The organism is Pseudophaeobacter sp. (assembly GCF_039971195.1).
GTDB lineage: Bacteria > Pseudomonadota > Alphaproteobacteria > Rhodobacterales > Rhodobacteraceae > Pseudophaeobacter.
On the sequence record NZ_JBDWPJ010000072.1, the window covers coordinates 1 to 10,371 of the forward strand.

At 57.6% G+C, this 10,371-nt stretch carries 11 protein-coding genes; 9 read left to right on the plus strand and 2 right to left on the minus strand.

The window, feature by feature from the left end:
- Positions 1–27 precede the first annotated feature (27 nt).
- The gene (locus ABJP42_RS06200; RefSeq protein ID WP_348339356.1) at positions 28–246 is read right to left on the minus strand and encodes a hypothetical protein; all 219 of its coding nucleotides are present in this window, start codon (positions 244–246) and stop codon (positions 28–30) included.
- A gap of 217 nt (positions 247–463) precedes the next feature.
- On the opposite strand from ABJP42_RS06200, the gene ABJP42_RS06205 reads away from it, so the two are divergent.
- The 4 genes from ABJP42_RS06205 to preA all read left to right on the plus strand — a co-directional run bounded on the left by ABJP42_RS06205 (position 464) and on the right by preA (position 4,374).
- Positions 464–730, plus strand: coding sequence for a DUF2312 domain-containing protein (locus tag ABJP42_RS06205; protein WP_348339358.1), 267 nt, complete (start codon positions 464–466; stop codon positions 728–730).
- A gap of 240 nt (positions 731–970) precedes the next feature.
- Entirely contained in the window at positions 971–1,369 is a 399-nt protein-coding gene (locus ABJP42_RS06210; protein ID WP_348339360.1) for a RidA family protein, read from the plus strand.
- A gap of 307 nt (positions 1,370–1,676) precedes the next feature.
- Positions 1,677–3,011, plus strand: coding sequence for an NAD(P)-dependent oxidoreductase (locus tag ABJP42_RS06215; protein ID WP_348339362.1), 1,335 nt, complete (start codon positions 1,677–1,679; stop codon positions 3,009–3,011).
- A gap of 58 nt (positions 3,012–3,069) precedes the next feature.
- Entirely contained in the window at positions 3,070–4,374 is a 1,305-nt protein-coding gene (gene preA, locus ABJP42_RS06220) for an NAD-dependent dihydropyrimidine dehydrogenase subunit PreA (RefSeq protein WP_348339364.1), read from the plus strand.
- Positions 4,375–4,495: 121 nt separating this feature from the next.
- On the opposite strand, the gene ABJP42_RS06225 is transcribed toward preA, so the two are convergent.
- Positions 4,496–5,110, minus strand: coding sequence for a TetR family transcriptional regulator C-terminal domain-containing protein (locus tag ABJP42_RS06225; protein WP_348339366.1), 615 nt, complete (start codon positions 5,108–5,110; stop codon positions 4,496–4,498).
- Positions 5,111–5,364: 254 nt separating this feature from the next.
- On the opposite strand from ABJP42_RS06225, the gene ABJP42_RS06230 reads away from it, so the two are divergent.
- The 5 genes from ABJP42_RS06230 to ABJP42_RS06250 all read left to right on the plus strand — a co-directional run bounded on the left by ABJP42_RS06230 (position 5,365) and on the right by ABJP42_RS06250 (position 10,337).
- Positions 5,365–6,615 carry a Zn-dependent hydrolase gene (locus ABJP42_RS06230; RefSeq protein ID WP_348339368.1) on the plus strand — a complete coding sequence of 417 codons (1,251 nt, stop codon included), beginning with the start codon at positions 5,365–5,367 and terminating at the stop codon, positions 6,613–6,615.
- A 140-nt stretch (positions 6,616–6,755) separates the two neighbouring features.
- On the plus strand, positions 6,756–8,210 hold the full coding sequence (gene hydA, locus ABJP42_RS06235) for a dihydropyrimidinase (RefSeq protein WP_348339370.1): 1,455 nt from the start codon (positions 6,756–6,758) through the stop codon (positions 8,208–8,210).
- 83 nt (positions 8,211–8,293) lie between these two features.
- Positions 8,294–9,115, plus strand: a complete 822-nt coding sequence (locus ABJP42_RS06240) for an ABC transporter ATP-binding protein (RefSeq protein WP_348339372.1) — start codon at positions 8,294–8,296, stop codon at positions 9,113–9,115.
- Between the two features lie 50 nt (positions 9,116–9,165).
- Positions 9,166–9,423, plus strand: coding sequence for a hypothetical protein (locus ABJP42_RS06245; RefSeq protein WP_348339374.1), 258 nt, complete (start codon positions 9,166–9,168; stop codon positions 9,421–9,423).
- Positions 9,420–10,337 (plus strand): ABC transporter permease, encoded by a 918-nt coding sequence (locus ABJP42_RS06250; RefSeq protein ID WP_348339375.1) that lies wholly within the window; start codon positions 9,420–9,422, stop codon positions 10,335–10,337. The genes ABJP42_RS06245 and ABJP42_RS06250 overlap by 4 nt, the downstream gene beginning before the upstream one ends.
- Positions 10,338–10,371: the final 34 nt, after the last annotated feature.

Here is a 10,371-nt window from a genome sequence, read left to right on the forward strand (position 1 = left end):
AAGGGGGGGAGGGGGCAGGGGGCGGATCTAGCCCAGGAAGATGCCAACCATTACCAGCATCAGGCCAATCACGGATAGGAACAGGGCACCCAGATTATAAGGCAGAACCTTTTGCACGACGGCGCGCAGGGCGTCGTCGTCCAGGTTTTTGCGGCGGGCTTTGATCACATAGACAATGCAACCCAGCAGGCCAACCAGTCCCGCAACCGAGAGGGTCGCCCCGACCCAGACGAGAATATCAAACATAGTGCGGCTCCGGCAGCAATTGAACTGTGCAGCGCTTAGCGGATTAGCACTGCTGACACAAGATGGCGGCGCGACGGGCGGGGAATTGCAGGTGATTGGCAGTGCGGATTTTCCAGTCTTGCGATGGGGCTGCTCTGCGGCTATCTCCTTGCTTCAACATCTATCACCCGACAGCAGACCTACCTGATGTCAAATGCCAGTGCAGACGGAGCCTGATATGGATCTGAGCGAAGACGAAAAAAGCGAAAACTACCGCGTAACCGCTGGCGAACTGCGTCAGTTCATCGAGCGTTTTGAGCGGTTGGATGCCGAAAAGAAAGACATCGCCGAACAGCAAAAAGAGGTCATGGCCGAGGCAAAATCGCGCGGCTACGACACCAAGGTGATCCGCAAGGTGATCGCCCTGCGCAAGCGCGACCAGGATGATATCGCCGAAGAAGAGGCGGTGTTGGAAATGTATAAGGAAGCCCTGGGCATGAACTAAGCCGATATGGCTCCGACGTCAAAATCTTTGAAACCGCGTCTTTCCGACTGAAAAGGCGCGGTTTTTTTGCGAAGGAAGCGACAGTTGCCGATGTTGCTTCAAGGTTATAAATTTTAAGCTTGAAATACAATGTGCGCTGCTTGATATTGCAGCAGTAACTGGACGCGATGATCCGGTTTATCGGCCAATGTGCCACAGACCAGAAGTTGACCAGAGAACGGCCATATTGAGGAGAGCGCCATGCCTGCCATTTCAGTACATCCCGAAGGCTGGAAACCCGCCAAGGGCTACGCCAATGGCATGGTGGCCGAAGGCAAGCTGCTGTTTGTGGGCGGCCAGATTGGCTGGACCGCGGATCAGACCTTTGAAGAAAATGGCTTCATTGGTCAGATGAGCCAGGCGCTGCGCAATATCCTGGAGGTCGTCGAAGCGGCTGGCGGCAAGGCTGAAGATATTACCCGGCTGACCTGGTTTGTGACCGACAAGGCCGAGTATCTGGCACATCAAGGTGAGGTGGGGGCGGCCTACCGGGAAGTCATGGGCTACCATTTTCCGGCCATGACCATGGTTGTGGTCTCTGCCTTGGTCGAAGACGAAGCCAAGGTTGAGATCGAAGCAACGGCTGTTTTGCCCAGCTGATTGCAGTTTAGACGCCCAGGTGTTTTGAAGAGACCGGTCAGGATCGCTGCCGGTCTTTGTCTGTTAGGCGTGGAAAATTCCGCTGGTTTTGCGCAAAGTAGCGCCTCTTGGCGCGGCTTCCCTTGTTTGTCTGGTTCTGTGCCTAAGATCTGTGCAACCTTTTTAAGTGTTACAAAACATATGTTTAAGCTCTTAGCCTAAGGGGGTGGTGAAAATTTTTTGCAGCTTTCAAAATTTTACCAGTTGATAAAAAATCAAACTGTGGCAGTCTTGGATGTGAAGAAGAACACAGTCAGGGAGACACCCAATGGCGAGTAGCCATCAGGCATCAGGCATTCAGGCAGGGCGATTGGCCGCTGCGGATATCGCCGACAACTTTGGGGATCTGCACCCCGCTTATGACGCGCATGAGGCCGCAGTGGCCGCGGATCGTTGCTATTTCTGCTATGATGCGCCCTGCATGACCGCATGTCCCACCAGCATCGATATCCCGCAGTTCATCCGCGAGATCCAAGCCGGTCACCCCTCCTCGGCGGCCAAGACCATTCTGGACCAGAACATCCTGGGCGGCATGTGCGCGCGGGTCTGCCCGACAGAGACGCTCTGCGAAGAAGCCTGTGTGCGCGAAGCCGCCGAAGGCAAGCCGGTTGAGATTGGCCGGTTGCAGCGCTTTGCGACCGATGTGGTGATGCAAAAGGGCGAGCATCCCTATAGTCGCGCTGCCAGCACCGGCAAAAAGGTTGCCGTTGTTGGCGCCGGTCCTGCGGGCCTGTCGGCGGCGCACCGTCTGGCGATGCTGGGCCATGATGTCGTCATGTATGACGCCAAGGTCAAGGCTGGCGGCCTCAATGAATTTGGCATCGCGGCCTATAAATCCACCGAGGGTTTTGCCGCCCGCGAAGTCGACTGGCTGCTGAAAATCGGCGGGATCACCGTGGACTATGGCAAAAAGCTGGGCGCGGATATTACTCTGGACAGTCTGCAGTCTGATTTTGACGCGGTCTTCCTGTCGATTGGCCTGGCCGGGGTGAATTCCCTGCGCGCCGCTGGCGAAGACAAAGAGGGTGTGCGCGACGCGGTTGATTTCATCGAAGAGCTGCGCCAGTCCGACGATCTGAGTACCCTGCCAGTGGGGCGCAATGTTGTGGTCATCGGCGGTGGCATGACAGCGGTGGACGCCGCCGTGCAGTCCAAACTGCTGGGCGCCGAAAGCGTGACAATCGCCTATCGCCGTGATCGCGATGCGATGGGGGCCAGCCGGTTTGAACAGGATCTGGCAGCCTCGAAGGGGGTGACACTGATGTTCAATGTGATGCCCAAGGAAATCCACGGCGAAGGGGCGGTCTCTGAGATCGAGCTGGAATACACCGTGGTCGAAGATGGCCGGGTGCGTGGCACGGGTGAGACCACCCGTCTTGCCGCCGAGCAGGTCTATAAGGCTATCGGTCAAAGCCTGGAAGGCCAGCCCGACGCGGTAGAGCTGGAGGGTGGCAAGATCATGGTTGATGCAACCGGACGCACCTCGGTGGCGAATGTCTGGGCCGGGGGCGATTGTGCCTCGGGTGGCGAAGACCTCACCGTGACCGCCGTGGCTGAGGGCCGCGACGCCGCAATGGATATTCATTCGAGCCTGATGGGCTGAGCAAGCCGGGGCTCTTGCTGGTTGAGAGCCCCAAGCGAGCATGAAAAGGAACAGACAAATGGCTGATCTGACAACAGAATTCCTGGGGATTAAGTCTCCAAACCCGTTCTGGCTGGCCTCGGCGCCGCCAACGGACAAAGAATATAACGTCCGCCGCGCTTTTGAAGCGGGCTGGGGTGGTGTGGTCTGGAAGACCCTTGGCTCTGAAGGCCCGCCCGTGGTCAACGTTAATGGCCCGCGCTATGGCGCGATCTTTGGCGCCGACCGTCGCCTGCTGGGGCTGAACAACATCGAGCTGATCACCGACCGCTCGCTGGAGATCAATCTCGAGGAAATCACCCGCGTCAAAAAGGACTACCCGGATCGCGCCGTGATCGTTTCGATCATGGTGCCCTGCGAGGAAGAAGCCTGGAAGGCGATCCTGCCCAAGGTTGAAGCCACCGGTGCCGATGGCATCGAGCTGAACTTTGGCTGCCCACATGGCATGGCAGAGCGCGGCATGGGCGCGGCCGTGGGCCAGGTGCCGGAATACATCCAGATGGTCACGGAATGGTGCAAGAAATACTATTCCAAACCAGTGATCGTAAAGCTGACCCCAAACATCACCGATGTGCGTTTCCCGGCCCGGGCGGCCAAAAATGGCGGTGGCGATGCAGTCAGCCTGATCAACACAATCAACTCGATTGTCTCCGTGGATCTCGACCAGATGGCGCCGGAACCAACTGTTGGCGGCAAGGGTACCCATGGTGGCTATTGCGGCCCGGCGGTGAAACCCATCGCGATGAATATGGTTGCGGAAATCGCCCGCTGCCCCGAAACTCATGATCTGCCGATCTCGGCCATTGGCGGCATCACCACCTGGAAAGACGCTGCAGAATTCATGGCGCTGGGGGCGGGCAATGTGCAGGTCTGCACGGCCGCGATGACCTATGGGTTCAACGTGGTAAAAGAGATGATCTCTGGTCTGTCCAACTGGATGGATGAGAAGGGCTATGCCTCGACCCAAGACTTCATCGGCATGGCAGTTCCAAATGTCACCGACTGGCAGTATCTGGATCTGAACTTCATCGCCAAGGCAAAGATCAACCAGGAAGACTGCATCAGCTGTGGTCGCTGTTTTGCTGCCTGCGAAGACACTTCGCACCAGGCCATCGAGATGAGTGCCGACCGGGTGTTTACCGTAAAAGATGACGAATGTGTCGCCTGTAATCTTTGCGTGAATGTCTGCCCGATCGAAGGCTGCATCACCATGGAGGAGGTTCCCGCTGGTCAGATTGATGAGCGCACCGGTAAGGTGGTTTCGGATGAATATGCCAATTGGACAACCCATCCCAACAATCCATCCGCCACTGCGGCGGAATGAACCCAGGTCCTTAACGGATTGAAGAATAACAAAAAGGGCAGCGCGTCGGCGCTGCCCTTTTTCAGTTTCCAAACAATTTAGCTGCCAGAAGCGCCTGTCGCCGGATCGTGGTTAACTTCCCTTAACTTGATGGCGTAAGCATCCGGCGATAAAAGGTTTCCAGGAATTCAGGTGCTGCATCAAAGGGATCTTCGGAGCCCATCAGCATCCGCACCTGTACATCAAAATCCGCATAGTGCTGGGTCAGCGCCCAGATCGAAAACATCAGGTGTTTTGGATGGGTCTGGTTGATCTTTCCTGCCGCCATCCAATTGTTCAGCACCGCTTCTTTTTCTGTGAGCAAATCGCGCAGATCGGTGGAGAGGGCATCCAGCATACGCGGCGCGCCCTGGACAATTTCATTGGCAAACAGCCGGCTTTCGCGCGGGTAGTCCCGGCTCATCTGTAGTTTGCGCTGCACATAGGCGAGGATCTCTTCCAGCGGGTCGCCATCGGCGTCAATCTCGCGCATCGGGTCGAGCCAGGTGTCCAGCAGTTCAGACAAAAGCGCCGTGAACATCGCCTCCTTGGAGGGGAAATAATAGAGCAGATTTGGCTTTGACAGCCCGGCCTGACTGGCGATTTGATCCACGGTTGCGCCGCGAAACCCATGTGCCGAGAAGACCTCGAGCGCGGCCTCCAGAATGGCGGCGCGATTCTTTTTCTGAATGCGGGTTGGTGTTCGGTCCTTGAGCATTGTGGATAAGGGGTCCTTAATGTCCGTTGCGCGGGTAGGGCGCCCGCAATTTGCGCATTTCCCCCAATTTTCATGGGGATTTCAGAGCCAAAATGACTCAATTTCTTGACTGCTAGTCTCCCCGTGATAGCGTGAGTTTGACCAGTTGGTCAAATCCAACCCTTTGGAGGCAGGCCAACGATTCAAAGCCACCGATTGGTGCCAAGCCAAGAATAACCCGCGGGATCAGCGGGGGGAACAGGAAGGAAGCTGCGATGACGTCTTTGGGACAGAATCTGAAAATCAACGGCGATCGGCTCTGGGAGAGCCTGATGGAGATGGCCAAGATCGGCCCCGGCGTCGCAGGGGGCAACAACCGTCAGACCTTGACCGATGAAGATGCCGAGGGACGGGCGCTGTTTCAGAAATGGTGCGAGGAGGCGGGCTGCAGCATGGGGCTGGACCAAATGGGCAATATGTTTGCCCGCCGCGAAGGCACCGACCCGGAGGCGCTGCCGGTCTATGTGGGCTCGCATCTTGATACCCAGCCGACGGGCGGCAAGTATGATGGTGTTTTGGGCGTGCTGGCCGGGCTGGAGCTCATTCGCTCGCTCAATGATATGGGGATCAAGACCAAACACCCGATCGTGGCGACCAATTTCACCAATGAAGAAGGCACGCGCTATGCGCCGGCCATGCTGTCTTCGGGGGTGTTTGCCGGGATCCACACCCAGGACTGGGCCTATGACCGCGAAGACGCCGAGGGCAAGAAATTTGGCGACGAGCTCAAACGCATCGGTTGGCGCGGCGACGAGGAAGTTGGCGCCCGCCCGATGCATGCTTTTTTTGAGCTGCATATCGAGCAGGGGCCGATCCTGGAAGCCGAGGGCAAGGATATCGGGGTGGTCACCCATGGCCAAGGGCTAAGCTGGACCGAAGTGACGATCACTGGCAAGGATGCCCATACTGGTTCCACTCCGATGCCGATGCGGCGCAATGCCGGCCTTGCCATGGCGCGGGTCCTGGAGGCGGTGGATGAAATCGCCTGGTCCCATGCGCCAAGCGCTGTGGGCGCTGCCGGTCACATCGATGTCTATCCGAATTCGCGCAATGTGATCCCCGGCAAGGTGGTCTTTACCGTCGATTTCCGCTCGCCGGAGCTGGAGGTGATCGAAGACATGGAGTTGCGTCTGCGCGAAGAGGGCAAGGATATTGTCGAAGCGCTGGATATGAAGATCGAATTTGAGAAGGTCGGCGGCTTTGACCCGGTGAAATTCGACGAGACCTGCGTTACAGCTGTGCGCAGCGCCGCCGAGCGTCTGGGTTATTCGCATCTGGATATCATTTCTGGGGCCGGCCATGATGCCTGCTGGATCAACCGGGTGGCGCCAACGGCGATGATCATGTGCCCCTGTGTCGATGGGTTGAGCCATAATGAAGCGGAAGAAATCAGCAAGGATTGGGCCGAAGCAGGCGGCAATGTGCTGTTCCATGCGGTTGTGGAGACGGCGGAAATCGTCTCTTAAGAGGAAAAGGGGGCGCTGCCCCCGCGCCCCTGCTGGGGCGCTCCCCCGGAATATTGTCGGGAAAGGTGATATAGATCGCGCCTTAGCGCGACACAGAAACAATGGCGGCATAAATCGCCCCGTCTCAGGGAGTTTAATTCATGAGTAAAGTCATCAAAAATGGCACCATCGTCACCGCGGATCTGACCTATAAGTCGGATGTTTTGATTGAGGGTGGTGTGATCACTGCGATTGGCCCCAATCTGAAGGGTGATGAGGAGCTGGATGCCACCGGCTGCTATGTGATGCCCGGCGGGATTGATCCCCATACCCATCTGGAAATGCCCTTTATGGGCACCTATTCGACGGATGACTTTGAATCCGGTACCCGTGCCGGTCTGGCCGGGGGCACCACAATGGTGGTGGATTTTGCCCTGCCAAACCCAGGCGAGAGCCTGCTGGACGCGCTGAAGCGCTGGGACAATAAATCAACCCGCGCCAATTGTGACTATTCCTTCCACATGGCGGTGACCTGGTGGGGCGAGCAGGTCTTTGACGATATGAAGACTGTGATCGAGACCCGCGGCATCAATACCTTCAAGCATTTCATGGCCTACAAGGGCGCGCTGATGGTCAATGATGATGAAATGTATTCCAGCTTCCAGCGCCTTGCGGAGCTGGGCGGCATTGCCATGGTACATGCGGAAAACGGTGATGTGGTGGCGGAGTTGTCGGCCAAGCTGCTGGCCGAGGGCAATACCGGCCCCGAGGCCCATGCCTATTCGCGTCCCCCTCAGGTGGAGGGCGAGGCGACCAATCGCGCCATCATGATTGCCGATATGGCCGGGGTGCCGCTTTATGTGGTGCACACCTCCTGCGAGGACAGCCACGAGGCCATTCGCCGGGCCCGGATGCAGGGCAAGCGCGTTTGGGGTGAGCCGCTGATCCAGCACCTGACCCTGGATGAGAGCGAGTATTTCAACGCAGATTGGGATCACGCTGCGCGGCGCGTCATGTCGCCGCCTTTCCGAAACAAACAGCATCAGGACAGCCTCTGGGCGGGTCTGCAGTCGGGCTCACTCTCGGTTGTGGCCACGGATCACTGCGCTTTCTCGACTGAGCAAAAACGCTATGGCGTGGGCGATTTCACCAAGATCCCCAATGGTACAGGCGGTCTGGAAGACCGGATGCCAATGCTTTGGACCCAGGGAGTTGCGACCGGGCGGATCACGCCCAATGAATTCGTCGCGGTGACCTCGACCAATATCGCCAAGATCCTGAATTGCTATCCTAAAAAGGGTGCGGTTCTGGTTGGCGCAGATGCGGACCTGGTGGTCTGGGATCCGGAGAAGTCCAAGACGATTGCTGCCAGCACCCAGCAATCGGCCATCGATTACAACGTCTTTGAAGGTCATGAGGTAAAGGGCTTGCCGCGCTTTACCCTCACGCGGGGCCATGTGGCGGTGCATGATGGCGAGATCCGTACCCAGGAAGGCCATGGCCGTTTTGTCGAGCGTGAGGCCAATGCCACGGTGAATAAGGCGTTGTCGACCTGGAAAGAGTTGACGGCCCCGCGTCCGGTGGAACGCTCTGGCATTCCTGATACCGGCGTGTAATCCCCGGCGTTGAATTGAAAAGCAGGGCTGCGGGCGGGAAATCATCGCGCGCGGCCTGCCTATAGTCTGAACAAGGCAAAGAGATGAATACTCAAACGACTACCCAGGCCGGTGTCCCGGAGGGATCCACCGAGGCCGTCGTCGAAGCGAAAAACCTGGATCTGGTTTTTCCAACAAATGACGGTCCGGTGCAGGCGCTGAAGGATGTGAACCTCACCATCAACAAGGGCGATTTTGTCTCCTTTATTGGCCCCTCGGGCTGCGGCAAGACAACATTCCTGCGGGTGATGGCGGCGCTGGAACATCCCACCGGCGGCTCTATCACTGTGAATGGCATGAGCCCGGATGAGGCCCGCAAGCAGCGCGCCTATGGATATGTGTTTCAGGCCGCGGGGCTCTACCCCTGGCGCACCATTGCCAAGAATATCAAGCTGCCGCTTGAAATCATGGGCTATTCCAAGGCGGAACAGGACAAGCGGGTTGAGCAGGTGCTGGAGCTGGTGGAGCTTACGGGCTTTGGTGGCAAATACCCCTGGCAGCTCTCAGGCGGGATGCAGCAGCGGGCCAGTATTGCCCGCGCCCTGGCCTTTGATGCGGATATCCTGTTAATGGATGAGCCCTTTGGGGCGCTGGATGAGATCGTGCGGGACCACCTGAATGAGCAGCTGTTGAAGCTTTGGGCGCGCACCAACAAGACCATCGGCTTTGTGACCCACTCAATCCCGGAGGCAGTCTATCTGTCGACCAAGATCGTGGTGATGTCGCCGCGTCCCGGTCGGATCACCGATGTGATCGAGAGCACCCTGCCGCGCGAGCGCCCGCTGGATATTCGCGACAGCCAGGAGTTTATCGACATTGCTCATCGCGTGCGCGAAGGCCTGCGGGCAGGGCACGCCGATGACTGAGTTGGTCTTCAGAACACCTGACAACCGCCAGTTTGACGAGATGGTCTGACATGGAAAAAACAAATCTTGACGCCTCAGTCGAAGAGAGTGGAACTCAGCCAGAAATAAAGGCAACTGAGAAGCTTTCCTCGAACAACATAAAAGCTCTTTGCTCAGCGGTTGCTGGTTTGGCATTTCTTGCGCTGGGAATCGCTGGTTGGATCTACGAAAAGCCAACTTATCCGGCGCTCCAAGTTTTGCTTGGGATTTTGAATCTCTTCATGGCCTATCGTTTGGCTTTCTCAATAAGCAAGGAGGGACGGGCATGAAAACCTTTCTTTCCGTCCTGACCGTGCTCGCCGCCATTGTGGCCTTTTGGTATGCGGCCTGCGTGCCGATGAATATCAAGGGTGTGTTGGATGCAGCGGAGCGTGGCGGCGCTGAAGTCATGCCTGCGACCTCAAAAGTGCGGCGCGACATGGGGGCCTTTGGTTTGGTAGCTGGCAATACCTTTGCCATTGCTGCCACCTGGGAACAGGATCGTCCGCGCCTGCCGGCACCGCATCAGGTGATGACCGAGCTGTGGAAGACCACAGTGATGAAGAAGGTCACCTCAAAACGCTCCTTGGTTTATCATGCGCAGGTGACACTGAATGCGACCCTGCTGGGGTTTGTCATCGGCACCGGGCTTGGCATTCTGCTGGCTGTGGGCATCGTGCATTCAAAGGTCATGGATATGTCGGTGATGCCCTGGGCCATCGTCAGCCAGACCATTCCGATCATTGCCCTGGCGCCGATGATCATCGTGGTGCTCTATTCCATCGGCGTGCAGGGGATCCTGCCCAAGGCGGTGATCTCGGCCTATCTGAGTTTCTTTCCGGTGGTGGTTGGCATGGTGAAAGGCCTGCGCAGCCCGGATGCGATGCAGCTGGATCTTTTGAAAACCTATAGTGCCAGCACCAATCAGGGATTCTGGAAGCTGCGGCTGCCCTCGTCGATGCCCTATCTTTTCACCTCGTTGAAAATTGGCATTGCGGCGTCTTTGCTGGGGGCCATCGTGGGCGAACTGCCCACCGGAGCGGTGGCGGGCCTGGGAGCGCGGCTTTTGGCCGGGAGCTACTATGGTCAGACCGTGCAGATCTGGTCGGCGCTGTTTGCAGCGGCCATTCTGGCGGGGCTTTTGGTGGCCCTGTTGGAGCTGATCGAGAGAGTTGTGCTGAAACGCATGGGAATGGGGGCATGATGAGGTTTTTGATTGGGGGCGCTGCCCCCGCCGC